Raw genomic sequence first — 23,868 nt, forward strand, 5'->3', positions numbered from 1 at the left:
GCCGGCATGCGACTGCACGTCCCGATCAAGCTCCGCTGGAGCGACCTCGACGCGTACGCCCACGTGAACAACGCCGCGATGCTGCGCCTCCTGGAGGAGGCGCGCATCGAGGCGTTCTGGTCGACGGACGAGCACGCCGTCGGCGGCTCCACGGCCGTGCTCGACGGCACGCCGGGCGCCGACACGCTCACGCTGATCGCCCGCCAGGAGATCGAGTACGTCGCGCCCATCCCGTACCTGCGGCAGCCGCTCGACGTGCAGCTCTGGCTCGGCAGGCTCGGCGGCGCGAGCCTGGAGGTCAACTACGAGGTCTGGACGCCCGAGGGCGTCGAGCCCCGCACGATGTTCTCGCGCGCCGCGACCACCATCGTGCTGGTCGACGCCGCGAGCCAGCGCCCGCGCCGGATCAACGACCGCGAGCGCACCGCCTGGACCCCCTACCTCGACACCCCCGTCGAATTCACCAAGCGCTGACCCGCCCCACCCTCGCACCCTCCGCCACATCCGCCGAGGGGCACGTCGTTGTCACTTCTGGAGCCCAGAAGTGACAACAACGTGCCCCTCGATCGGTGGAGAGGCTACTGGGTGATGGTGACTTTGCCGGCGGAGACGGTTGCCGTCAGCTTCGTCAGCGGCGTGCTCGCCGGTCCGGTGATCACATCGCCCGTCGCCGCGTCGAAGCGGGAGCCGTGGCACGGGCAGTCGAACTCCTTGCCCTGCGGCGCCACGGTGCAGCCCGCGTGCGTGCACACCGCGCTGAAGGCGACGACCGAGCCGGCCGCGGGCTGCGAGACGACGATCGGCGTGGAACCGAGCTGTGCGGAGACAGCGCCGCCGACCGGGATCGATGAGAGAGCGACGGTGGCCGAGCCGCCGTTCCCCGATCCGTCGCCCGACGACGCGCCAGAGCCCTCCGGCGTGCATGCCGCCAGCAGAAGCACCCCCGCGCCTGCTGCGGACACGCCGCCGATCTGAACGAGGGTGCGGCGCGTCAGCGGCACGGATTCGGTCATCGTTTATCCTCCCGGTCGGCAGTGCTTTCTCTTAGGTTAGGCACAGGAGGGTGTCGGCTTTCGGTTCACACATGGAGTTCTGAACTTTTCCATCACCGTCTCCGTGGTTAGTGCAGGAGGTGACCATGCCGGATGAGGACGCACGCCTGCTGCGGGAGCTGCACGACCAGCACGCGCAGGCGGTCTGGCGTTACGTCGTCCACCTCACCGGCGACCGAGCGATGGCCGACGACGTCGTGCAGGAGACCCTGCTGCGCGCCTGGCGCAAGCCGGCGGTCCTCGATCAGACCCAGCAGTCCGCGCGCGCGTGGCTGTTCACGGTCGCACGCAACATCGTCATCGACGACAAGCGGAGCGCGCACTCACAGCACGAGTTCGGCACCGACACCCTCCCAGAGAGGCCGTCGTCGCTCGACGACGGCGCGGACGCCGTCCTCGACGCGTGGCTCGTCTCCGACGCGCTGGCCGAGCTGTCCGACGAGCACCGCGCGGTGATCGTCCACGCGTACTACGGCGGCAGGTCCATCGCCGAGATCTCCCGGGAACTGGAGATCCCGGAAGGCACGGTCAAGTCGCGGCTGCACTACGGCCTGCGGGCCATGCGGCTCGCGCTGCAGGAGAGAGGGGTGACGGAGCGATGAACCACGACGAGTTCGCCACCTGGGACGCCGCGTACGTCCTCGGCGCCCTCGCTCCGGCCGAGCGCAAGGAGTTCGAGGAGCACTTGCGCGAGTGCGGGCGCTGCTCGGCGGCGGTCGCCGAGCTCGCGGGCATGCCCGGGCTGCTCGGCCGGGTGCCCAGGGAGCAGGCGTTCGCCCTACTCGACGAGGAGGCGCCGCAGGACGCCGGGCTCGGCGCGGAGGTGCTCCCGACGCTGCTGGACGCCGCTCGGCGGCGCAGGCGGCGGTCGCGCTGGCTGGTGGGCGGTCTCGCCGCTGCGGCGGCGGCCGTGCTCGTGGGGGCCATCGCGATCGCCGTCCCTGCGCTGGAGCCCGGCTCGCCCGCTGGCACGAGCGTCGCGATGGAGCAGGTGGAACCGAGCGCGCTGTCCGCCGACCTCCACCTCACCTCGGAGCCGTGGGGCACGCGGATCGACTCGCGCTGCGCCTACGCGAAGGTCGGCGGCGATGACGGCGGCCGCACCTGGACGTACGCGATGGTCGTCACCGACAGGTCCGGCCACCAGACGCAGATCTCGACCTGGACGGCCGCGGAGGGGACCGTGGTCGAGCCGGCGGCGACGACGAGCGTTCCACTGTCCGACATCTCCGCCATCGACATCCGCTCGGCGGCCAACGGGACGGTGCTGCTGCGCAGCACTTTCGGCTAGGTCAGTCGCGCAGCTTCGCCGCGTCCGGGACCCGGATGGTCGCCTCCTGCGCCACGCTGGCCACGAGGCGGCCGTCGCGGCTGAAGATCCGGCCGAGGGCGAGCCCGCGGCCTCCGCTCGCGCTGGGGGACTCCTGCGTGTAGAGCAGCCACTCGTCCACCCGGGCCGGCCGGTGCCACCACATTGCGTGGTCGAGGCTCGCCGCTTTGAGGCCGGGGGTGGCCCAGGCGACGCCGTGCCGGCGCATGACCGACTCCATGATCGTGTAGTCGCTGGCGTACGCGAGCGCTGCGCGGTGCAGCGCCGGGTCGTCCGGGAGGTCGCCGACCGAGCGGAACCAGACCGCCTGGTGGGCGACGTGCGCGCCCTCCACCGACAGGTAGATGGGCGAGGGCACGTGCCGCATGTCGAAGGGGCGCTGGCTCGCCCAGTACTGCGCGACGGGGTGCTCGACCTCCTCCAGCGTCGCCGCCGAGTTCGGCAGCGACTCGGGGTCGGGCAGGTCCTGCGGCATCGCGACCTGGTGCTCCAGGCCCTCGTCCTCGTCCTGGAAGGACGCGATCATCGACAGGATCGGCAGGCCGTTCTGGTACGCCTGGGTACGGCGGGTGGAGAACGACCGGCCGTCGTGGATGCGGTCGACCGAGAAGGTGATCGGGTAGTTGACATCTCCCGGCCGCAGGAAGTACCCGTGCATCGAGTGGATGCTGCGGTCGTCGGACACCGTTCGGGTCGCCGCCACGATGGACTGCGCGAGCACCTGGCCGCCGAACACGCGGCCCAGCGGCATCCACTGGGACGGCCCTGTGAAGATGTCCTCGCTGGTGCGGGCACCGGTGTCGGTGAGGTCGAGTGCGGTGAGCAGCGATTCCAGGGGCTCTGTCACAGTGTCTCCGTCCGGTGTCTCTAGTAGCTTAGAGGTCAGATGAGCCAGTCGTTTTCCCTCCAGGACACCCTCGCCGCCGCCGACCTGCAGACATACCTGTCGCGCGCCGCCCGCGTCGAGGAAGGGTCGGTGCGCCTGATCGCAGGATCGGGCGTGCTCGCCGTGTACACCGCCATCCTCTATCCGAGGGGGCTGCTCGACCAGACGCCGACCGTGCTCGGGCTGCGCACCTTCCTGACCGGGCACGACGTGGAGTTCGACGTCGTCGTGCCGATCCGCTCGCTGCTCGACCGGCTCGCGCGCGTGCGCGAGGCCGCGGAGAGCGCGGCGGCCGCCTCCGAGACCGGGGCGGTCGAGGAGGAGGGCCGCGACGGCGACGAGTCCGGAGCGGTCGACGGCGCCGTCGAGAGCGCTCCGCTGGAGGTGCGGCTGCCGATGGAGGCGCCGTCCGTCACCTGGGCGGGCATCTCGCCGCCCCGCGGCGGCTGGCGTCCGGTCGGGGAGACGAGCTACGAACTCCTGCAGGCGACTGCGGCCGCCGGCATCGCGGAGGTCGCGGAGGCCGTGCCGACAGGGACGGGCGAGCAGCTCGTCCAGCGCGTGCGCGCCGAGGTGTGGGGCCGTCCCATCGACGGGTTGGAGTACGTCCCGGCGGGGGCGGCGTTCGCGGCGGAGAGCCTCGGCTTCCTGGCCGCGGGCGAGCCGGTCTCGATCCTGGAGACCGGACCCTGGACGCGCCTGACCACGCGACGCGGGCACACGCTCATCCGCCGCCAGTCGTGGAGCCTGCGCGGCTAGGTGTAGCGCGGTTAGGTGCAGTGGGCGGCTAGACCGCCCGCGCCACCGCCCGCCCGGCCTGCCGCCCGGAGAACAGGCAGCCGCCGAGGAACGTCCCCTCCAGCGCGCGGTACCCGTGGACGCCTCCGCCGCCGAAGCCGCTCGCCTCGCCCGCCGCGTACAGCCCGGGAACCACCGTGCCGTCGGCGTCGAGCACCCGGCCGTCGAGGTCCGTCTCGATGCCGCCGAGGCTCTTGCGGGTGAGGATGTGCAGCTTCACCGCGATCATCGGCCCGGCCTTCGGATCGGTCAGCTTATGCGGCGACGCCACCCGGATGAGTTTGTCACCGCGGTAGGCGCGGGCGCCGCGCACCGCCGCGAGCTGGAGGTCCTTGCCGAACGGGTTGTCGAGCTGCCGATCGCGCTCGCGCACGTGCCGGGTGACCAGCTCGGTGTCGAGCGGGACCTCCGACAGCCGCTGCATCCCGGCGAGCAGCTCGTCCAGGGTGTCCGCCACGACGAAGTCGGCGCCCTTCTCCTTGAACGCCTCCACCGGCCCCGGCGCGCCGGGACCGACGCGCTTGGCGAGCAGGCCGAAGTCCTTGCCCGTCAGGTCGGGGTTCTGCTCGCTGCCGGAGAGGGCGAACTCCTTCTCGATGATCTTCTGGGTGAGGATGAACCACGAGTAGTCCGAGCCCGTCGTGCGGAGGTGCTCCAGCGTGCCGAGCGTGTCGAAGCCAGGGAACAGCGGCGCGGGCAGCCGCTCGCCGCGTGCGTCCAGCCAGAGCGACGACGGCCCGGGCAGGATGCGGATCCCGTGCCGCTGCCAGACAGGGTCCCAGTTCTGGATGCCCTCGGTGTAGTGCCACATCCGGTCGCCGTTGATCAGGTGCGCGCCCGCCGCCTCGGCGATGCCGAGCATCCGCCCGTCGACGTGCGCGGGCACCCCGGAGAGCATGAAGTCCGGGGGAGTGCCGAGCCGCTCCGGCCAGGCCGCGCGGACCAGGTCGTGGTTGCCGCCGATCCCGCCGCTGGCGACGACGACCGCGGGGGCGCGCAGCTCGAAGTCGGCGATCCGCTCCCGGTTGCTGGCGGCACCGCGCGCGGCGGCGTCCGGCTTCAGGATCTCGCCGCGGACCCCGGCCACCCGGCCGTCCTCGACGATGAGCTCGTCCACGCGATGGCGGTGCAGCAGCCGCGCCTTCCCCGTCGCCGCGGCGGCCTGCACCTGCCGGACGAACGGCGCGATGACACCGGGGCCGGTGCCCCAGGTGATGTGGAAGCGCGGCACCGAGTTGCCGTGCCCTCCCGAGGTGCCGTCGCCACGTTCGGCCCAGCCCACGACCGGGAAGAACCGGACGCCCTTCTCGTGCAGCCAGGCGCGCTTCTCGCCCGCGGCGAACTGGAGATACGCCTCGGCCCAGCGCTTCGGCCAGTGGTCCTCCGCGCGGTCGAAGCCGGCGCTGCCGAACCAGTCCTGCCGGGCGAGGGCGAGGGAGTCGGAGACGCCCATCCTGCGCTGCTCGGGGGAGTCGATGAGGAACAACCCGCCGAACGACCAGAACGCCTGCCCGCCGAGCGAGGCCGCCGGCTCCTGGTCGAGGATCGTGACGGTCTTCCCGGCGTCGAGCAGTTCGCACGCGGCGACGAGTCCGGCGAGTCCGGCTCCCACGACGAGGCAGTCGGGTTCAGACGTCATGGGCGTGTCTCCTTCGGCACGACGGGAGGACGAGGAGCGGGCTATTCCTCGAATGTGTTGACCATAGCGAACGCGGCGCGCTCCAGGTAACTCCAGAGCGTCTCGTCCAGCAGCGGCGGCAGGGCGAGCTCGTCCACCGCGACGCGCATGTGCGCCAGCCAGCGGTCGCGCGCGTCCGGGTTGACCCGGAACGGGTTGTGCCGCATCCGGAGCCGCGGGTGGCCGCGCTGCTCGCTGTAGGTGGTGGGGCCGCCCCAGTACTGCTCCAGGAAGAGGGTGAGCCGCTCCTTGGCCGGGCCGAGGTCCTCCTCCGGGTACATCGGCCGGAGCACCGGGTCGCCGGCGACGCCGCGGTAGAAGGCGTCGACGAGGCGCACGAACGTGGCGTGGCCGCCGAGCTGCTCGAAGAAGGACGGCCCCTGGGGAGGGCCGACGGGGATGGTGGTCATGTCACTCGGCTTCTTCCGCGGGAGGCTGTTCGGCCGCGGGCGGTCTCGTGGTGCGGGGTTTCGGGGCGGGCGTCGTGGGGGTCGCACCGGTGTCGTCAGGGGTGGCGGGCTTGGCGGCCGACGCGGGCTTCGCGGTCGACGCGGGCTTCGCAGTGGCGGCGGGCTTGGTCTCGGGATGCGGCTTCGCCGTCGTCGTGCCGGGCTTCGTCTCGATCGCCGGGCGGATGCGGATGGCTCCGGGATCCGGCCCACGGGTCGCGGTGCGCTTCGCAGCAGCCCGCGCCTTGCGTCCGGTGAGCGGCCGGTCGGGCACGACAGGCGTCGGCCGGGTGCGCGGCGGCTTGGCGCCACCGACGCTGCCCGCGCCGTCGAAGCCGGACAGCACCACGGCGGAGAGCGACGGCAGCGTGACGCCGAGCTCGTCCGTGGCCTGCTTGAGGCGGAGCCGGAGCTCGCGCGAGACGTCGTCCTTCGCCGTCGTGCGGGTCTTCAGCACGATCCGGATCACGATCGCCTCGGCGGAGATCGACTCCAGCCCCCACAGCTCCGGCTTGTCGAGGATGCGCGAGCGCCATTTGGGGCTCGTCGCGAGCGCGGTCGCGGCCTCCATCATCTTCGCCTCCACCGTCTCGATGTCGGCGTCGTACGGCACCGCGAGGTCCACGATCACGCGCGACCAGCCCTGCGACATGTTGCCCACGCGGAGGATCTCGCCGTTGCGGACGAACCAGAGCACGCCGTTGACGTCGCGCACCTGGGTGATCCGGATTCCCACGCCCTCCACGACGCCGGTCGCGGGGCCGAGGTCCACCACGTCGCCGACGCCGAGCTGGTCCTCCATGACCATGAACAGGCCGTTGAGGACGTCCTTGACGATGTTCTGGGCGCCGAAACCGAGGCCGGCGCCGATCGCGGCGGTGAGGAGGGCGAGCGAGCTGGCCGCGCCGGGCGCGACGACCCCGAAGATCAGCACGATGGCAATGATCCCGATGGTCACGTTGACGATGTTGCTCAGCACGGAGCCCAGCGTCCGGGTGCGCTGCACCACCCGCACCGCGGCCAGCGGCGAGGCCACCAGGGCCTGCGTGTCGGTGACGCTCTGCCCCTTCTTGACGCCGGAGACGATCTGCTTCACCACGCGGCGGATGATCACGCGCAGCAGCCAGCTCACCAGGACGGCGCCGGCGATGATGCAGACGACGTTGACCAGGGTCCATCCTGTGCTGACGGCCCAGTCGCCGAGGGAGGTCCAGAAGTTCGCTTTCAGAATGCTCATCGCAGGGAATCCTATCGAGAGCTCCCTTGGCGTCGTCTGGAATCCACTGCGCGGCTCAGCTCTCCACGAGCCCGTTCTCGTAGGCGAAGATGACCGCCTGCACCCGGTCGCGCAGCTGCAGCTTGGCGAGGACGCGCCCGACGTGGGTCTTGACCGTCGACTCGGTGAGGAAGAACTTCGCGCCGATCTCGCCGTTGGTCAGGCCGTCGGCCATCGCGAGGAGGATCTCGCGCTCGCGCGGCGTGAGCACCGCGGTCGGGTCGACGGCCGTTGTCGCGCCGGCGCCGCTCGCGGGCAGACGGTCGGCGAACAGCTCCAGCATGGAGCGGGTCACGCGGCCGGTGACCGCGGCGTCGCCCGCGGCGACGGCGCGGATGGCCGCGGTGAGCTCGGCCGGCCGCGCGTCCTTGAGCAGGAAGCCGCTCGCGCCGGCCCGCAGGCCGCCGAAGGCGTACTCGTCCAGGTCGAAGGTGGTGAGGATGATGATGCGCGCGTCCGGGTTCGCCGCGACGATGCGCCTGGTCGCCTCGATGCCGTCGAGGTTCGGCATCCGGACGTCCATCAGGATGACGTCGGGCCGGGTCTCGACGGCGAGCCGGACCGCCTCGACGCCGTCGGCCGCCTCGCCGACCACCTGGAGGTCGGGCTCGGTCTCCAGGACCATCCGGAAGCCCAGCCGGACGAGCGCCTGGTCGTCGACGAGCAGGACGCGGAGGGGCTGCGGGTGGCCGGGGTCGGTCATTCGGGTCTCCTGGTGGGGTCGGGGGCGCGGGTCGGATCGGAGGGGGCCGGATCGGTGGAGGCCGGTTCGGTGGCGGCCGGATCGGTGGAGGCCGGCACGGTCGTGAACTCCGCGACGAGCCGCCAGCCGCCGCCGCGACGCGGTCCAGCCTCCAGCGTCCCACCGTAGAGCGCGACGCGCTCGCGCAGTCCGAGCAGCCCGCTGCCAGAGCCCTGCACCGACCCGGTGTGCACCGTGGCGTCGTCCTCTACGACGATGCGGGTCACCCGCTCGCCGAACTCGATGGTCACGGCGACCGTCGTCGCGAGCGCCGCGTGGCGGAGGGTGTTGGTGAGCGCCTCCTGAACGACCCGGAAGACCGTGAGCTGCTGCCCGACGTCGGTGGTCGGCGTGCCGGAGACGGTGATCCGCACCGGGAGGCCGGCCGCCCGGAATCGTTCGACCAGTTCGCGCAGGTCGGCGAGCCCGGGCTGCGGGGCGTGCGCCGCGGCTTCCTCTTCGGTCGCGCGCAGCACCCCGAGCAGGCGGCGCATGTCGCCGAGGGCGCCGCGGCCGGTCTCGGCGACCAGCCGCATCGTCTCGGCGGACCGCTCCGGCGCCGTTCCGACGAGGCCGGCGGAGCCGTCGGCGAGGGCGATCATGACCGTCAGGCTGTGCGAGACGATGTCGTGCATCTCCCGCGCCACGCGGCTGCGCTCGGCCGCGGTGGCGATCTCCGCCTGCTGGTCGCGCTCCCTGGCGAGCTGGCGGGCGCGGTCGATGAGCGCGGTCAGGTACCGCCGCCGGTTGCCGACGTTGCTGCCGATCAGCACCGCCACGATGCAGAACGCGAGCGCGGCGAAGCCGGACGGCACGGCCTCCGTCGAGAGCGGGGCGAAGTCCGGCACCTCGGACACGATGGTCGCGATCGCCAGGGAGGCGACGGTCACGACCGCCGTGATGCCGTAGCCGATCCACGCCGAGCGCACCGTGCGGTAGACCGCGAGGGCGTAGAGCGCGAACACCGCAGGCACGAAGTCGAGGTTGCGGCCCAGGAACACGCTGACCACGAGGACGACGATCGCGATCCCGAACACCGCGCGCGGGTGCAGCCGCCGCGCGAACAGCGCCGCGCCGGCGACCACCACGAGCAGGAGCTGGATCGCGGAGCCCAGGCTCGGGCTCCGCACCAGGTGGACGATGCCCTCGGTGAGCGACGGCACCAGGTAGACGCCCGCGACGATCGCGTCCACCAGCAGCGGGTGCGCGCCGAGATAGCGCCGCACCGCCCCGGGCGGCCTCGGGAGTTCGAGGTCGGCCGGGGCGGCGTCGGCTGAGGTGATCGTGGAGGTCACGCGTCCCGTCGCTGCAGCAGGATCGCTCCCGCGATGAAAGAGACGGCGGTCCAGATCACGACGGTGAGGATGTTCTGCCAGGGCTCCTGCGTGCCGTTCGGCAGCCCGGCCATCCCGGCCCCGGACGCGCTGAGCAGGTAGTGCGACCAGTCGGCGATCCAGGTCTGCTTGGGCAGCAGCGCCTGCAGGAGCTGCGAGATGATCGGCAGCAGGAACAGCACGCCGAGCGAGGTCGCGATTCCGCCGGCGCTCGCCTTGAGGATCGCTCCGACGCCGAGCGCGAAGACGGCGACGAGCCCGAGGTAGGTCGAGGCGCCGAGGATCGACCACATCGTGGTGTCCGAGAACAGCTCGCCCTTGTAGCCCTTTGCCGTCAGCAGCGGCACGGCGATCGACCAGGAGGCCGCGAAGCTCACCAGACCGACGACGAACGAGACGAGGAAGAGCATGATCGCCTTGGCGCCGAGCACCGGGAACCGGTGCGGCACCGCGGCGAACGACGAGCGGATCATCCCGGTCGAGAACTCGCCGCTGATGGCGAGCACGCCGAGCACCGCAACGACGAGCGGCGCGAAGGTCAGCCCGGCGGTCGCCGCGCGGGTCGTGAAGTCCGCGAGCGCCGACTCCGGAGCACGCGCGCCGAGCGTCGAGGCGTTCGGAACGACGGCCGACAGCAGCGCGGAGAGACCGGCGATCAGCACGAGGACGCTGACCAGCGTCCAGAACGTCGAGCGCAGCGAGCGGAGCTTGATCCACTCCGAGCGCAGCACGCGCACGAAGCTCAGCCGGCCGACCTCGGCGTGGGCGTACCCGATGGCGGGTGCGGTTGCCGTGCTCATGAGGTGACCTCCGAGTGGTATTCGACCTCGTCCTGCGTGAGTTCGAGGTAGGCCTCCTCGAGGGAGGCGCTGAGCGGGGTGAGTTCGTGGAGGGCGATGCCCGCGCCGGCCGCTGCGTCGCCGATCTGCGCGGCGCTGAGCCCGGTGACCTCGATGAGCTGGGACTCCACGCCGGTGATCGTGACGTCGCCGCCCTGGATGGCGTTGGCGAGCCGTTCGACCTCGGGCGTGCGGACCCGGACCGCGCTGCGCGTGGCGCCGGCGAGGATCTGGTCGACCGGTGCGTCGGCAAGGACGCGGCCGCGGCCGAGCACGATGATGTGGTCGGCGGTCTGCGCCATCTCGCTCATCAGGTGCGAGGAGAGGAAGACCGTGCGGCCCTGGCCGGCGAGGTGCCGGGCGAACTGGCGCACCCAGAGCACGCCCTCCGGGTCGAGCCCGTTGACCGGCTCGTCCAGGATGAGCGTCGCCGGGTCGCCGAGCATGGCGGCGGCGATCCCGAGCCGCTGACCCATGCCGAGCGAGAACCCGCCGACGCGCTTGCCCGCGACCGACTCCAGGCCGGTGAGGCCGATGACCTCGTGCACGCGGCGCTTGGAGATGCCGTGGGTGGCGGCCATCGCCAGCAGGTGGTTGTAGGCGGTGCGGCCGGTGTGAACGGCCTTGGCGTCCAGCAGTGCGCCGACCTCCCCGAGCGGCGACCGCAGCTCGGCGTACCGCTTGCCATTGATGGTCGCGGTGCCGTGGGTCGGCCGGTCGAGCCCCATGATCATGCGCATGGTGGTCGACTTGCCCGCGCCGTTCGGCCCGAGGAAGCCGGTGACTTTGCCCGGCTGGATGGTCGCCGAGATGTCGTCGACAGCGGTCTTGCTGCCGAACCTCTTGGTGAGGTGTTCGAGTTGGATCATGGCTCCGAGAGTAGGGCGGCGGAGGTGGTGCCGTCATCGAACCTGAGTACCACCTGCGTGTCGGGGGGGATAGGGCGATGGCATGAAAGGAGGCCCCGGCTCGTGTGAGCCGGGGCCTCCTTCCAATCAGCGGATCGTTACGCCTGCGCGTCCCGCGCCTGCGCCGCGAGCGCCCGCTCGACGCCCGCCAGGTTCTCGACCACGAGGCGGCGCAGTGCCGCGGGCTCCTGGTTCGCGTCGAGCCACGCGCGCGTCGCGTCCCGCAGCTCGGCGTTCGCGAGCGGCGCCGGGTACATGCCCGCGACGAGGTACTCCGCGATCTTGTACGTGCGCGACGCCCAGACGTCCTGCAGCGCGGCGAAGTACGGCGCGACGAACTCCTTCAGAACGGCCTTGTCGGCCGCGCGCTGGAAGCCGAGGCCCGTGAAGCGGACGATCGTGTTCGGCAGTGCGTCCGAGCCGAAGACCGAGTCCCACGCGGCCTGCTTGCCCGCGAGCGACGGGATGGACGCGCGCGCCTGGGCCGCGAACTGGGCGCCGTTGGCGGTGTTGTCCGCCGCGAGGGCGGCGTCCACCTCGGCGTCGCCCGCGACCCCGCCGGCGACGAGCGCGATGAGCAGCTCCCACGCCAGGTCGGTGTCCACGGTCAGGTCCGGGAGGGTCACCGTTCCGTCGCGCAGGGCGGCGACGTTCGCGAGCTGCTCCGGGGTGGAGGCCAGTGCCGCGAAGAACTTGACGAACTGGAACTGGGCGTCGCTGCCGGCCTCCGCCTGCTGGGCGAGCTCCCAGAGGGCGGCCGCGGCCTCCTCGCCGGTCTGCTTCTGGCGCTCGGGCGCAACATAGCTGCCGGCGGCGAGCACGAGCTGCGTGAGGGTGGTGCGCAGCGTGGTGGACTCGGTCTCCGACGCGATGTTGCCGAGCACGAGGCGCACGTAGTCGCTCGCCGGGGTCTCGGCGTCGCGGGTGGCGTCCCAGACCGCGCCCCAGACCAGCGAGCGCGCGAGCGGGCTCTCGATCGAGGACAGGTGCTCGAGCGCGACGCGGTGCGAGTCCTCGTCGAGGCGGATCTTCGCGTACGCGAGGTCGTCGTCGTTGAGGAGGATGAGCGCCGGGCGCTTCTGGCCGACCAGCTCGGCGACCTCGGTCCGCTCGCCGTCGACGTCCAGCTCGACGCGCGAAGTGCGGACCAGGCGGCCCTCCACCAGGTCGTAGAAGCCGACCGCGAGGCGGTGCGGGCGGATGGTCGGGTAGTCGGCGGCAGCGGACTGGAGCACGGCGAACGCGGTGATCGTGCCGTCGGGGTCCACGGAGAGCTCCGGGCGGAGGGTGTTGACGCCCGCGGTCTCCAGCCACAGCTTCGACCACTCGGTCAGGTCGCGGCCGCTGGTGGCCTCCAGCTCGACCAGGAGGTCGGTCAGCTCGGTGTTGCCGTGGGCGTGCTTCTTGAAGTACTGCGCGACGCCGGCGAGGAAGTCGTCCTGGCCGACCCACGCGACGAGCTGCTTGAGCACCGAGGCGCCCTTCGCGTACGTGATGCCGTCGAAGTTGACCTGCACGTCCTCCAGGTCGTTGATCGTCGCGACGATCGGGTGCGTGGAGGGCAGCTGGTCCTGGCGGTACGCCCAGCTCTTCTCCATCGCAGCGAAGGTGGTCCAGGCCTCGGTCCACTCGGTGGCCTCGGCGGTGGCGAGGGTGGAGGCGTACTCGGCGAACGACTCGTTCAGCCAGAGGTCGTTCCACCACTTCATCGTGACCAGGTCGCCGAACCACATGTGCGCCAGCTCGTGCAGGATCGTGACGACCCGGCGCTCCTTGATCGCGTCGGTCACCTTGGAGCGGAACACGTAGGTCTCGGTGAAGGTCACCGCTCCGGCGTTCTCCATCGCGCCCGCGTTGAACTCGGGGACGAAGAGCTGGTCGTACTTCTCGAACGGGTACGCGTAGTCGAACTTCTCCTCGTAGAACGCGAAGCCCTCGCGGGTCTTCTCGAAGATGTAGTCGGCGTCCAGGAACCCGGCCAGGCTCTTGCGCGCGTACACGCCGAGCGGGATGGTGCGGCCGTCGCGGCTGGTCAGCACGCTGTGCACCGACTCGTACGGGCCGGCGATGAGCGCGGTGATGTAGGAGGAGATGACCGGCGTGGCGGCGAAGGACCAGGTCTTGATGCCCTCGGCGGCCTCGACGGGCTCCGGGGTGGGGGAGTTGCTCACGACCGACCAGTGCGCGGGGGCGGTCACGGTGAATGTGAACTCCGCCTTGAGGTCGGGCTGCTCGAACACCGCGAACATGCGGCGGGAGTCCGGCACCTCGAACTGGGAGTAGAGGTACACCTCGCCGTCGACCGGGTCGACGAAGCGGTGCAGGCCCTCACCGGTGTTGGTGTAGATCGCGTCGGCGTCGACCACGAGGGTGTTCTCCGCCGCCAGGCCGTCGAGCTGGATGCGCACGCCGTCCGAGACCGCAGCAGGGTCGAGATCGACGCCGTTCAGCACGACCGAGCGGACGGTGCGCGTGATCGCGTCGATGAAGGTCGAGGCGCCCGGCGTGGCGGAGAAGCGCACAGTCGTCGTGCTGCGGAAGGTCTCCGGGCCGGTGGTCAGATCGAGTACGACGTCGTAGCTGCTGGTGCGGACGAGCGACGCGCGCTCCTGGGCTTCGATGCGGGTGAGGTTTTCTCCGGGCAACGCTGACTCCTTGGAAAAAGCGGGATGGGTGTGGATCGTGTCCACCGCATCCACCTTACTGACGCGGCGACGGCGGCGTCGGCGGCCTTCCCTAGACTGTTCGCATGCGCATCCACATCGCCACCGATCACGCCGGTCTCGAGTTCAGCCAGCACCTCCAGGCGCACCTCGCCGAGGCCGGCCACGAGGTCGTCGACCACGGTCCGGCCGAGTACGACCCGATCGACGACTACCCGGCGTTCTGCATCAACGCGGCCACGGGAGTCGTGCGCGACCAGCAGGCCGGCGTCGAGGCCCTGGGCGTGGTCTTCGGCGGCTCGGGCAACGGCGAGCAGATCGCGGCCAACAAGGTGCTCGGCGTGCGCGCCGCCCTGGTCTGGAACGAGAGCACCGCCGAGCTGGCCCGCCAGCACAACGACGCCAACGTCATCTCGATCGGCGCGCGCCAGCACACCGTCGAGGAGGCCACCCGCTTCATCGACGTCTTCATCGCCACGCCGTTCTCGCTGGAGGAGCGCCACGTGCGCCGGATCGCGCAGCTCGCGGAGTACGAGGCCACCGGCGACATCGCGGGCAAGAACGTGGACCGCTGATGCCCGAGGGCCACTCCGTCCACCGGATCGCGAAGCAGTTCGCGGTCAACTTCGTAGGCCACCGGGTCGCGGTGTCCTCCCCGCAGGGCCGCTTCGCCGACGACGCGCAGCGCATCGACGGGCACACGCTGATCGCCGCGAAGGCGGTCGGCAAGCAGATGTTCCTGGAGTTCGACAACGAGCTCTGGCTGCGCATCCACCTCGGCATCTACGGCGCCTGGGACTTCGCGGGCGACATCAGCATCGACCCGACGATCGCGAGCGCCAACGGGCGGATGGGCCAGACCAACCAGACGGGCATGGTGCTGGACGAGGCGGGCGAGAACTCCCTGCACTCCATCGGCGCTCCCCGCCGCACCCGGCTGCGGATGTCGGAGTCGGAGAAGGTGGAGGCCGACATCGACGTCTTCCCGCCGGAGCCGATGGGCCAGGTGCGGGTGCGCCTGCTCACCGACACCGCAGTGGCCGACCTCCGCGGCCCGACCGCCTGCGAGGTGCTCGACCCCGCCGAGGTGGACGCCGTGATCGCCAAGCTCGGCCCCGACCCGCAGGTGGACAGCGGCCCCGAGGCCGAGGAGGCCTTCGTCGCGAAGGTCCGCAAGAAGCCGACCGCCATCGCCCTGCTGCTCATGGACCAGAGCGTCGTCAGCGGCATCGGCAACGTCTACCGCGCCGAACTGCTCTTCCGGGCGCGGCAGAACCCGCACACGCCGGGCAAGCTCGTCCCGGAGGACACCGTCCGGGAGCTGTGGCGCGACTGGGTGCACCTGCTGAAGATCGGCGTCGAGACCGGCCAGATGATGACGATGGACGACCTCGACGAGGAGTCGTACCGCAAGGCGATGGCCAAGCGCGAGGACCGGCACTGGGTCTACAAGCGCGAGGGCCTGCCGTGCCGGGTCTGCGGAACGCACATCGTGCTGGAGGAGCTGGGCGGCCGCAAGCTGTACTGGTGCCCGAAGGATCAGAAGTAAAGGAGCGCCCCGTGCGTCAGAACCCCAGCTTCACCCTCACCGAGCGGGCCGAGATCGAGCGGATCATCCGCGAGAACCCGTGGGGCACCTTCGTGAGCAACGCCTCCACCGGGCTGGTCGCCTCGCACTACCCGGTCATCCTCGACGACACCCGCGAGGAGCTCAGCATCGTGAGCCACGTCGGCCGGCCCGACGAGCAGCTCCACGAGCTGGGCGAGCACGAGCTGCTGGTGATCTTCCAGGGTCCGCACGGCTACATCTCGTCGTCCTGGTACGACGCCGACCCGGCCGTGCCGACCTGGAACTTCGTCGCAGTCCACCTCTCGGGCGTGCCCGAGCTGCTCAGCCTGGAGGAGAACCTCCAGGTCCTGGAGAAGCTGGTCGACCACTTCGAGCGCGCGCTGCCGGAGCCGCGGCAGATGCGCGGGACGCTGGAGGACGAGCGCTACGCCGAGCGCATCTCCTCCGGCACGGTCGGCGTGCGGCTGACGCCGACGAGGATCGTCGCGAAGCAGAAGATGAGCCAGAACCGTCCCGACCACATCGTGGACTCGATCATGACCGAGCTCGGCGGCAGCTCGCCGTACGCGAGCCCGACGCTGCTGCGCGAGATGCGGCTGGTGCACGACCGCCGCCGCGCGGCGCGATGACGTTCGTCCTGGCGGACGCTCGGCTGCCCGGGTCGGGTGAGCTGGTCGATGTGACCGTCCGCGACGGGTCGATCGCGGGGATCGCCCCGGCCGGGCTCCCCGCTGAGCGCGGCCGGGATCGCATCCGGCTCGACGGGCGCTGGCTCATCCCGGGGCTCTGGGACCAGCACGTGCACTTCACGCAGTGGGCGCAGACCGCGCGCCGCCTGGACGTGTCGCGGGCGGCGTCGGCGGCGGAGGCGGCGTCGCTCGTGCGAGCGCGCGCTGAGTCGGATCCGGGCGCGGACGTGATCGTCGGCTTCGGCTTCCACGACGCGCTCTGGCCGGACCTCCCGACCCGTGAGCTGCTCGACGCCGCGGCGGGGGAGAGGCCCGTGGTGCTGATCGCGGGCGATCTGCATTGCTCGTGGCTGAACACCGCGGCTTTCGAGCGGTTCGCGCCGGGCGCGGAGGGTGCGCTGCTGCGCGAGGACGAGAGCTTCGCCCTCACCAGCCGGCTGACCCCCTCCGACGCCGTGACGCTCGATCGGTGGGCTGCGGAGGCGGCTGAGTCCGCCTCGGAGCGCGGCGTGGTCGGGATCGTCGACCTGGAGTACGGCTGGAACCTGGAGGTCTGGACCCGCCGCATCGCCGCCGGCGCGCGCTCCCTGCGCGTCGAGTTCGGCGTCTACCGCGACCGGATCGCGGACGCGGTGGACCTCCGCCTGCGCACCGGCGCTGCGGTGGACGGCACAGGCGGCCTCCTCACGATGGGTCCGTTCAAGGTCATCTCCGACGGCTCGCTGAACACCCGCACCGCGCTGTGCCTTCACCCGTACCCGGACGGCGGCCACGGCGTCGCCAACCTGACGCCCGCCGAGCTGCTGGCGGACCTCCGGTTCGCGGTCGCGGGCGGCATCGAGCCCGCGGTGCACGCGATCGGCGACGAGGCGAACCGGCTCGCGCTCGACGCGTTCGAGGCGCTGGGCGCGGGAGGCCGCATCGAGCACGCGCAGCTCATCGACCCGGCCGACATCCCGCGCTTCGCCGCGCTCGGGGTCACCGCCAGCGTCCAGCCCGAGCACGCGATGGACGACCGCGACGTGGCCGACCGGCTCTGGGCCGGCCGCACCGCCGACGCCTTCCCGGTCGCGGCGCTGCTCGCCTCCGGCGCCCGGCTGGCGTTCGGATCGGACGCCCCGGTCGCGCCGCTCGACCCGTGGGCCGCGATCGCCTCGGCGGTCGGGCGCACCCGCGACGGCCGCGAGCCGTGGCATCCCGAGCAGCGCATCCCGGCGGCCGCCGCGCTGGCTGCGTCGACCAGGACGCGCGTCGCCGTGGGCGAGCCCGCCGACCTCGCCGTCGTGGAGCGCGACCCGCTCACCGCGTCCCCCGACGAGCTGCGCGGCATGCGCGTCTCCGCCACCCTCCTCGCCGGCCGCCTCACCCACACCACCCTCTGACACCGCCGAGGGGCACGTAAACGCCCCTAAAACGCCGGTTTAGGGGCGTTTACGTGCCCTTCGGCAGCCGCTCCAGGGGGATAACCCCCGGACGGTTCGGGAGGGTTGCGGGATGGGGCCGCGCCCGCCGCTTCGCGAGGCTGGAGGCATGAACGAACAGAGCACCGTCCCGCTGCCCGCGGGCGACGTCCCCGGCGCGGCCGCCGCGTCTGCCAGGCTGGATGCCGTGACCGCCTCCTCCGCCGCCCCGACCGCCGTCGGCCGCACCGGCTACGGCTCGCTGTGGCGCGGGGTCCCGCGCGAGCTCGGCTTCCTGCTGCTCACCATGCCGATCGCGATCATCGGCCTCTCCGTGCTGGCGTCGCTGTTCTGGACCGGCCTCGGCACCATCGTCATCTACGTGGGCTTCTTCATCGTCGCCGCGACCTTCTACACGGCGCGCGCGTTCGGTGTCGTCGAGCTGACGCGCCTGGACTGGGCCGGGAGGCCGGCCGTCCCGCGGCCGGTGTGGGAGCCCGCCGACAAGCCGCGCACGTTCTGGCGCATCCTCTTCGGTCCGTGGGCGAACGGCCACTACTGGCTGTACCTGCTGCACGGGATGATCATCAACCCGATCGTCAGCGTCGTGAGCTGGAGCATCACGATCGCGTGGACGTCCGTCGCGCTGGGCGGCCTGACCGGCTGGCTCTGGCTCGGCTTCATCCCGCACGGGAACCGCGAGTTCTTCCTGTCCCGCGTGGTGGTGGACGCGGTCTTCGGCATCCACTCGACGTTCGACCCGGTGGCGGGGGACCGCATCCTGTACCTGATCACCGGCATCCTGTTCGCCGTGACCCTGCCCTTCGTCACCCGCGGTCTCACCCTGCTGCACCACGCCGTGGCCCGCGGCCTGCTCGGCGCCTGGCCGTCGGAGGCCCTGCAACGCGAGGTCGCGGACCTGTCCGCCCAGCGCGGCGCCGCCGTCGCGGCGGAGGACCAGTCGCTGCGCCGCCTGGAGCGCGACCTCCACGACGGTCCGCAGCAGCGGCTCATCCGGCTGCAGATGGACATCGCGGCCGCTGAGCGCAAGCTGTCCGACGACCCGGAGGCCGCTGCGTCGCTGCTCCGCGAGGCGCGCAAGCAGGCCGGAGACACCCTGGAAGAGCTGCGCGCGCTGTCCCGCGGCTTCGCCCCGCCGATCCTCCAGGACCGCGGCCTCGGCGCGGCGGTCGACTCGCTCGCCGCCCGCGGCACCGTGCCGCTGACCGTGGAGTCGTCGCTGAGCGCGGGGGAACGGTTCAGCCCGGAGGTCGAGCGGAACGCCTACTACGTCCTGGCGGAGCTGTCCGCGAACCTCGCCAAGCACTCCGGCGCGACCGCCGGCCGGCTGGTGCTGGAACGGACGCTCGACACCTCGGGCCGGCCGTGGCTGTCGGTCTGGCTCACCGACAACGGCCACGGCGGCGCGGCGATCGTGCCGGGGCACGGGCTGAGCGGGCTGGCTGAGCGGGTGCACGGCCTCCGCGGTGAGTTCCTGATCGACAGCCCCGAGGGCGGCCCCTCGGTGATCGGCGCCCGCCTCCCGCTGACGTAGTCGCCGCCACATTCCGCACGAATCTCCTGATTCGCCGCCGCATTCGCGACATTCGGCACGAATGCGGCGGGCCCTAGGGTGGAGGGGTGCGTGCTCCCGGCCCCCTCCGCCTCGTCGTCGCGGACGACTCCGTCCTTCTCCGCGAGGGCCTGGTGCGCCTGTTCGACGAGGCAGGCTTCGAGACCGTCGGCGCCTTCGGGGACGCGGACTCGCTGCTCGCGTCCCTCCCGTCGTCGGCGCCCGATGTGGCGGTGCTCGACGTCCGGATGCCGCCGACCTTCCGCGACGAGGGCGTCCGCGCCGCTCTCTCGCTGCGCGAGTCGTTCCCCTCGGTCGGCGTCCTCCTGCTCAGCCAGTACGTGGAGGGCACCTACGCCCAGGAGCTGCTGGCCAGCGGCCGCGGCGGCACCGGCTACCTCCTGAAGGACCGCATAGCCTCCCTGGACGAGCTGCGCGACGCCGTCACCCGCATCGCCGCGGGCGGCACCGTCCTCGACCCGGAGGTCGTCCGCGAGCTGCTCGTCCGCCGCACCGACCCGCTGGCGGCGCTCACGCCGCGCGAGCGCGACGTGCTGACGCTGATGGCCGAGGGCCGCACCAACGCCGCGATCGCGGCGCGCCTGGTCATCGGCGTGGGCGCGGTCGAGAAGAACGTGACGTCGATCTTCCAGAAGCTGGGGCTGGAGGACTCGGGCGACGACCACCGCCGGGTACTGGCGGTGCTGGCGTACCTCCAACGTTGACCCACAACGATCGAAGGGCACGTAAACGCCCCTAAAACGTACGTTTAGGGGCGTTTACGTGCCCTTCGGCGTTAGTAAACGAGGGGATGACGGGAATCGAACCCGCGTAATCAGTTTGGAAGACTGAGGCTCTACCATTGAGCTACATCCCCGAAGGCCGTCCTCTGCGGATGGCCGACGACCATCGTAGTACACGCGGGGAGTTGCCCGCGTGCAGTAGACTGGCGCACGGTCTTTCGCACCGCTTGAAGCCGGGGCGTAGCTCAGCTTGGCTAGAGCGCCCGCTTTGGGAGCGGGAGGTCGCAGGTTCGAATCCTGTCGCCCCGACGAGGACCTCGTTCCTTGCGAGTAGACCATCGTTCGAACACTCAGGAGAACCCAGACATCGTGAAGACCACGGTCGAGAAGCTCAGCCCCACGCGCACCAAGCTCATCATCTCGGTGACGCCGGAGGAACTGCAGCCGTCCATCAAGCACGCCTACGAGCACATCGCGGAGCAGGTGAGCATCCCCGGTTTCCGCAAGGGCAAGGTGCCGCCGCCCATCATCGACCAGCGGGTCGGCAAGGCCGCCGTGCTCGAGCACGCGGTCAACGAAGGCCTCGACACCTTCTACCGCCAGGCGGTCGAGGAGAACGACGTGCGTCCGCTCGGCCGGCCGCAGGCCGACATCACCGAGTGGCCCAGCGAGAGCGATTTCTCGGGTGACCTTCTGCTCACCATCGAGGTCGACACCCGCCCGGAGGTCACCCTTCCCGACTTCGGCGACATCACCCTCACCGTCGACGCCGCCGAGGTGTCCGTCGACGACGTCGAGGAGGAGCTGGACCGCCTGCGCAGCCGCTTCGGCACGCTCGTGACGGTCGACCGCCCGGCCAAGTCCGGCGACTTCGCCCAGATCGACCTGACCGCCGTCATCGGCGACGAGGAGGTCGACACCGCCGCGAACATCTCCTACGAGATCGGCTCCGGCGAGCTCATCGAGGGCATCGACGAGGCGCTCGACACGCTGACCGCCGGCGAGACCACCACCTTCGAGGCCCCGCTCATGGGCGGCGACCACGAGGGCGAGAACGCCCAGATCACCGTCACCCTCAACGCCGTCAAGGAGCGCGAGCTCCCGGAGGCCGACGACGACTTCGCGCAGATCGCCAGCGAGTTCGACACCATCGGCGAGCTCCGCACCAGCCTCCGCGGCCAGGTCGAGCGCGCCAAGTCGTTCGGCCAGGGCACCGCGGCGCGCGACCAGCTGGTCGACAAGCTGCTCGAGCTGGTCGAGATCCCGGTCCCCGCCTCGCTGGTCGAGGACGAGGTGCACCGTCACCTCGAGCAGGAGAACCGTCTCGAGGACGACGAGCACCGCGCTGAGGTCACCGAGTCGAGCGAGAAGACCTTCCGCACGCAGATCCTCCTCGACGAGGTCGCGCAGGCGGAGGACGTCAAGGTCAGCCAGGACGAGCTCACCCAGTACCTCGTGCAGGGCGCCGCCCAGTACGGCATGGACCCGAACGAGTTCGTCAAGATCCTCAGCGAGAACGGCCAGATCCCGTCGATGGTCGGCGAGGTCGCCCGCAACAAGGCGCTCGCGATCATCCTCGGCAAGACCGAGGTCGTCGACAGCAATGGCAAGAAGGTCGACCTCACCGAGTTCGTCGCCCTCCCCGGCGACGAGGACGAGGACGCCGCGGACGAGGACGCCGCTCCCGAGGCCCCGGCCGATGAGCCGGCCGCCGACGAGAAGCCGAAGAAGCGCGCCGCCAAGAAGAAGGCCGAGTAACACCCTCCACACGAAGGCCGGGCGTCCCACGGGATGCCCGGCCTTCGTCGCGTCAGCCACGATCTATCTGGCAGGACACGCCGTCGAAGGACGTGTGCCAACGGCGTGTTCTGTCAGGTAGACGGCGCCGTGTACCGTGGGCGGGATGGACGACTGGAGGCAGCGGGTGGACGCGGTGTGGGCGACGGCCGACGAGGCGGGCGAGACTGCGACGGTCGCCGCGATCGACGCGCTGGTCGCCGAGCGCCCGGAGGGCGACCCCGTCGCACTCTTCGAGGCGGGCGGCGCACGCGACTTCGCCGGCCGGGAGGCGGAGGCCGAGCCCTTCTACCGAGCCGCCCTCGCGAACGGGCTGACCGAGCCGGAACGCGGGCAGGCGATCGTCCAGCTCGCGAGCACGCTCCGCAACCTCGGCCGCCCCGGCGAGGCCCTGGCGCTGCTGCGCGACCTCCTCGAGGCCGAGCCGGAGCATCCGCTCGCCGGCGCCGCCCACGCCTTCGCCGCGCTGGCCCTGTTCGACGACGGCCTCCCCGCCGACGCGCTGCGGGAGTCGCTGCGCGCGCTCGTTCCGCACCTGCCGCAGTACGGCCGCGCGGTGGAGGCCTACGCCGCTGCGCTCGACGACGACTGACCCCCCTAGCCCGGCGCCCCGCGACACCCGCTCTGCCCAGGGCGAACAGCGCGGAAAAGCGTCCCGCGCTCCGATAGATTCGATCCCAAGCGACAAAGGAAACGGAGCGAAACATGGCCGACATGGGTATCCAGCCCAATGTTTTCGACAGACTGCTGAAGGACCGCATCATCTGGCTCGGTTCCGAGGTGCGCGACGACAACGCCAACGAGATCGCCGCGAAGCTGCTGCTCCTTGCCGCAGAGGACCCCAAGCGCGACATCTACCTCTACATCAACTCGCCCGGCGGCTCGATCACCGCGGGCATGGCCATCTACGACACGATGCAGTTCGTCCCGAACGACATCGTCACGGTCGGCATCGGCATGGCCGCCTCGATGGGTCAGCTGCTGCTGACGGCGGGCACCAAGGGCAAGCGGTACATCACGCCGAACGCCCGCGTGCTGCTGCACCAGCCGCACGGCGGCTTCGGCGGCACGGCCAGCGACATCCAGACGCAGGCCCAGCTCATCCTCGACATGAAGAAGCGCCTGGCCGAGATCACGGCCGCGGCGACCGGCAAGTCGACAGAGCAGATCAACGCCGACGGCGACCGCGACCGCTGGTTCAGCGCCCAGGAGGCCCTGGACTACGGCTTCGTCGACCACATCCGGGAGTCCGCACTGGACGTCTCGGGCGGCGGCGGCACCGACCAGGACCCGAAGTAGCGGACCGCCGGAAGGACTAAGGACATCACTATGAACACCCCCATGCTCGGCGGGTCGGCCCTCCAGGCGCCCGGCGCCCGCTACATCCTCCCGTCGTTCGAGGAGCGCACGGCCTACGGCTACAAGCGGCAGGACCCGTACGCGAAGCTCTTCGAGGACCGCATCATCTTCCTCGGTGTGCAGGTCGACGACGCGTCCGCGGACGACATCATGGCCCAGCTCCTCGTGCTCGAGAGCCAGGACCCTGACCGCGACATCGTCATGTACATCAACTCGCCCGGTGGCTCGTTCACGGCCATGACGGCGATCTACGACACGATGCAGTACATCCGCCCGCAGATCCAGACCGTGGTGCTCGGCCAGGCGGCCTCCGCCGCGGCCGTCCTGACCGCCGCCGGCACCCCGGGCAAGCGCCTGGCGCTGCCGAACGCGCGCATCCTCATCCACCAGCCCGCCGTGGGCGAGGCCGGTCAGGGGCAGGCGTCCGACATCGAGATCCAGGCCAACGAGATCATGCGCATGCGCACCTGGCTGGAGGAGACGCTCGCCAAGCACTCCAACCGCTCGGTCGCGCAGGTCAACAAGGACATCGACCGCGACAAGATCCTCTCGGCCGACGAGGCTCTGGAGTACGGCCTCATCGACCAGGTGCTGACCAGCCGCAAGACGCTGCCGGCGCTCGTCAAGTAACCCCGCGTCGCTGAACGCCCCCGTCCGACCGGACGGGGGCGCTTCGCGTGCCGGGGCGCGAGCGCGTCTGCTCCTGGCATAAGGGCCCCGCGTGTCGAATCGCCTCCGGTGCGCCCCAATGTCGCCGTCTCGGGTTAGGCTCGACGGAGACA

At 71.2% G+C, this 23,868-nt stretch carries 24 protein-coding genes and 2 tRNA genes; 15 read left to right on the forward strand and 11 right to left on the reverse strand.

Translation table 11 applies throughout. The annotated features are described in order from the left end of the window. Positions 1-6: 6 nt before the first annotated feature. On the forward strand, positions 7-474 hold the full coding sequence (locus tag ACFQ9V_RS11495) for an acyl-CoA thioesterase (protein ID WP_382459286.1): 468 nt from the start codon (positions 7-9) through the stop codon (positions 472-474). Positions 475-578: 104 nt separating this feature from the next. On the opposite strand, the gene ACFQ9V_RS11500 is transcribed toward ACFQ9V_RS11495, so the two are convergent. Next, positions 579-1,013 carry a ubiquinol-cytochrome c reductase iron-sulfur subunit gene (locus ACFQ9V_RS11500; protein ID WP_382459287.1) on the reverse strand — a complete coding sequence of 145 codons (435 nt, stop codon included), beginning with the start codon at positions 1,011-1,013 and terminating at the stop codon, positions 579-581. Positions 1,014-1,138: 125 nt separating this feature from the next. Between ACFQ9V_RS11500 and ACFQ9V_RS11505 the strand changes: the two genes are divergently transcribed. Together ACFQ9V_RS11505 and ACFQ9V_RS11510 are read left to right on the forward strand one after the other, a co-directional pair. Continuing rightward, positions 1,139-1,654: a sigma-70 family RNA polymerase sigma factor gene (locus tag ACFQ9V_RS11505; RefSeq protein WP_345839252.1), complete on the forward strand. Its 516-nt coding sequence runs from the start codon at positions 1,139-1,141 to the stop codon at positions 1,652-1,654. Next, the gene (locus ACFQ9V_RS11510) at positions 1,651-2,343 is read left to right on the forward strand and encodes an anti-sigma factor family protein (protein WP_382459288.1); all 693 of its coding nucleotides are present in this window, start codon (positions 1,651-1,653) and stop codon (positions 2,341-2,343) included. The genes ACFQ9V_RS11505 and ACFQ9V_RS11510 overlap by 4 nt, the downstream gene beginning before the upstream one ends. A gap of 1 nt (position 2,344) precedes the next feature. Here the strand turns inward: ACFQ9V_RS11510 and ACFQ9V_RS11515 are convergent, their stop codons facing one another. After that, on the reverse strand, positions 2,345-3,229 hold the full coding sequence (locus ACFQ9V_RS11515; RefSeq protein WP_382459289.1) for an acyl-CoA thioesterase: 885 nt from the start codon (positions 3,227-3,229) through the stop codon (positions 2,345-2,347). A gap of 39 nt (positions 3,230-3,268) precedes the next feature. On the opposite strand from ACFQ9V_RS11515, the gene ACFQ9V_RS11520 reads away from it, so the two are divergent. Continuing rightward, the gene (locus ACFQ9V_RS11520) at positions 3,269-4,027 is read left to right on the forward strand and encodes a hypothetical protein (protein ID WP_382459290.1); all 759 of its coding nucleotides are present in this window, start codon (positions 3,269-3,271) and stop codon (positions 4,025-4,027) included. Positions 4,028-4,055: 28 nt separating this feature from the next. Here the strand turns inward: ACFQ9V_RS11520 and ACFQ9V_RS11525 are convergent, their stop codons facing one another. From ACFQ9V_RS11525 to pepN, 8 genes are all read right to left on the reverse strand, one after another. After that, entirely contained in the window at positions 4,056-5,705 is a 1,650-nt protein-coding gene (locus tag ACFQ9V_RS11525; protein WP_382459291.1) for an FAD-binding dehydrogenase, read from the reverse strand. Positions 5,706-5,746: 41 nt separating this feature from the next. Next, a complete protein-coding gene (locus ACFQ9V_RS11530; protein ID WP_382459292.1) occupies positions 5,747-6,154 on the reverse strand; it encodes a globin in 408 nt (135 codons plus the stop codon). A 1-nt stretch (position 6,155) separates the two neighbouring features. Further along, the gene (locus tag ACFQ9V_RS11535) at positions 6,156-7,430 is read right to left on the reverse strand and encodes a mechanosensitive ion channel domain-containing protein (protein ID WP_382459293.1); all 1,275 of its coding nucleotides are present in this window, start codon (positions 7,428-7,430) and stop codon (positions 6,156-6,158) included. 55 nt (positions 7,431-7,485) lie between these two features. Then, the gene (locus ACFQ9V_RS11540) at positions 7,486-8,172 is read right to left on the reverse strand and encodes a response regulator (RefSeq protein ID WP_382459294.1); all 687 of its coding nucleotides are present in this window, start codon (positions 8,170-8,172) and stop codon (positions 7,486-7,488) included. Continuing rightward, a complete protein-coding gene (locus tag ACFQ9V_RS11545) occupies positions 8,169-9,506 on the reverse strand; it encodes a sensor histidine kinase (RefSeq protein ID WP_382459295.1) in 1,338 nt (445 codons plus the stop codon). Before ACFQ9V_RS11545 ends, ACFQ9V_RS11540 begins: the two co-directional genes overlap by 4 nt. Then, positions 9,503-10,345, reverse strand: a complete 843-nt coding sequence (locus ACFQ9V_RS11550) for an ABC transporter permease subunit (protein WP_382459296.1) — start codon at positions 10,343-10,345, stop codon at positions 9,503-9,505. The genes ACFQ9V_RS11545 and ACFQ9V_RS11550 overlap by 4 nt, the downstream gene beginning before the upstream one ends. Then, positions 10,342-11,253 carry an ABC transporter ATP-binding protein gene (locus ACFQ9V_RS11555; RefSeq protein ID WP_382459297.1) on the reverse strand — a complete coding sequence of 304 codons (912 nt, stop codon included), beginning with the start codon at positions 11,251-11,253 and terminating at the stop codon, positions 10,342-10,344. The genes ACFQ9V_RS11550 and ACFQ9V_RS11555 overlap by 4 nt, the downstream gene beginning before the upstream one ends. A gap of 137 nt (positions 11,254-11,390) precedes the next feature. Next, positions 11,391-13,937: an aminopeptidase N gene (gene pepN, locus ACFQ9V_RS11560; protein ID WP_382459298.1), complete on the reverse strand. Its 2,547-nt coding sequence runs from the start codon at positions 13,935-13,937 to the stop codon at positions 11,391-11,393. Between the two features lie 104 nt (positions 13,938-14,041). Between pepN and ACFQ9V_RS11565 the strand changes: the two genes are divergently transcribed. The 6 genes from ACFQ9V_RS11565 (at position 14,042) to ACFQ9V_RS11590 (ending at position 19,912) form a co-directional block, all read left to right on the forward strand. After that, positions 14,042-14,530 carry a ribose-5-phosphate isomerase gene (locus ACFQ9V_RS11565; RefSeq protein WP_382459299.1) on the forward strand — a complete coding sequence of 163 codons (489 nt, stop codon included), beginning with the start codon at positions 14,042-14,044 and terminating at the stop codon, positions 14,528-14,530. After that, complete coding sequence (locus tag ACFQ9V_RS11570; RefSeq protein WP_382459300.1) at positions 14,530-15,504, forward strand: Fpg/Nei family DNA glycosylase; 975 nt, start codon at positions 14,530-14,532, stop codon at positions 15,502-15,504. The genes ACFQ9V_RS11565 and ACFQ9V_RS11570 overlap by 1 nt, the downstream gene beginning before the upstream one ends. An 11-nt stretch (positions 15,505-15,515) precedes the next feature. After that, positions 15,516-16,154, forward strand: coding sequence for an FMN-binding negative transcriptional regulator (locus tag ACFQ9V_RS11575; RefSeq protein ID WP_382459301.1), 639 nt, complete (start codon positions 15,516-15,518; stop codon positions 16,152-16,154). Next, positions 16,151-17,596 (forward strand): amidohydrolase, encoded by a 1,446-nt coding sequence (locus tag ACFQ9V_RS11580; RefSeq protein ID WP_382459302.1) that lies wholly within the window; start codon positions 16,151-16,153, stop codon positions 17,594-17,596. The genes ACFQ9V_RS11575 and ACFQ9V_RS11580 overlap by 4 nt, the downstream gene beginning before the upstream one ends. 148 nt (positions 17,597-17,744) lie before the next feature. After that, complete coding sequence (locus ACFQ9V_RS11585) at positions 17,745-19,169, forward strand: sensor histidine kinase (protein WP_382459303.1); 1,425 nt, start codon at positions 17,745-17,747, stop codon at positions 19,167-19,169. Positions 19,170-19,255: 86 nt separating this feature from the next. Further along, positions 19,256-19,912, forward strand: coding sequence for a response regulator (locus tag ACFQ9V_RS11590; RefSeq protein ID WP_382459304.1), 657 nt, complete (start codon positions 19,256-19,258; stop codon positions 19,910-19,912). 81 nt (positions 19,913-19,993) lie between these two features. Here the strand turns inward: ACFQ9V_RS11590 and ACFQ9V_RS11595 are convergent. Further along, a tRNA-Gly gene (locus ACFQ9V_RS11595) sits at positions 19,994-20,064 on the reverse strand. A gap of 100 nt (positions 20,065-20,164) precedes the next feature. Here ACFQ9V_RS11595 and ACFQ9V_RS11600 point away from each other — a divergent pair. The 5 genes from ACFQ9V_RS11600 (at position 20,165) to ACFQ9V_RS11620 (ending at position 23,716) form a co-directional block, all read left to right on the forward strand. Beyond that, positions 20,165-20,239: transfer RNA gene (locus ACFQ9V_RS11600), tRNA-Pro, on the forward strand. Positions 20,240-20,299: 60 nt separating this feature from the next. Next, positions 20,300-21,688, forward strand: coding sequence for a trigger factor (gene tig, locus ACFQ9V_RS11605; RefSeq protein WP_382459305.1), 1,389 nt, complete (start codon positions 20,300-20,302; stop codon positions 21,686-21,688). Between the two features lie 145 nt (positions 21,689-21,833). Then, a complete protein-coding gene (locus tag ACFQ9V_RS11610; protein WP_382459306.1) occupies positions 21,834-22,319 on the forward strand; it encodes a tetratricopeptide repeat protein in 486 nt (161 codons plus the stop codon). Between the two features lie 113 nt (positions 22,320-22,432). Next, positions 22,433-23,026, forward strand: a complete 594-nt coding sequence (locus ACFQ9V_RS11615; protein ID WP_382459307.1) for an ATP-dependent Clp protease proteolytic subunit — start codon at positions 22,433-22,435, stop codon at positions 23,024-23,026. A 30-nt stretch (positions 23,027-23,056) separates the two neighbouring features. After that, a complete protein-coding gene (locus tag ACFQ9V_RS11620) occupies positions 23,057-23,716 on the forward strand; it encodes an ATP-dependent Clp protease proteolytic subunit (protein WP_370053042.1) in 660 nt (219 codons plus the stop codon). Positions 23,717-23,868 lie beyond the last annotated feature (152 nt).

Origin of the sequence: Leifsonia sp. NPDC056665 (genome assembly GCF_042791795.1) — a bacterium.
Lineage (GTDB): Bacteria > Actinomycetota > Actinomycetes > Actinomycetales > Microbacteriaceae > Leifsonia.